Annotated in this window: 1 protein-coding gene; it reads left to right on the top strand. The window is 40.0% G+C overall.

All coding sequences use genetic code 11. The features are described from left to right. Nucleotides 1-245 (top strand): hypothetical protein (locus SB765_RS32705; protein WP_410932901.1); only part of this gene is annotated, 245 nt, incomplete at both ends.

Genomic DNA, 245 nt, shown 5'->3' with positions numbered 1-245 from the left:
CTACACAAATATATAAACGGCTTGTTTCTTACGTTGGCGCTTATAAGTCGATTGCCATTGTCGCGATTATAGGAATGATAGGTTATTCAGGTATGGATGCATTATTCATTCAACTGATGAAGCCGTTTATCGATGAAGGTTTAAACGAGCGTAACAGCCAGGTACTTACTTATGCGCCATTTGTGGTTATTGCGCTGGTTATCGGGCGTGGCATATTTAACTTTATGTCATCGTACTGTTTAAGC

Origin of the sequence: Pseudomonas sp. SIMBA_067, assembly GCF_046534675.1 — a bacterium.
GTDB classification, from domain to species: Bacteria; Pseudomonadota; Gammaproteobacteria; order Pseudomonadales; family Pseudomonadaceae; genus Aquipseudomonas; species Aquipseudomonas putida.
Note: the sequence above shows the minus strand (reverse complement) of the source record. Positions and strands in the feature narration are given on the sequence as shown.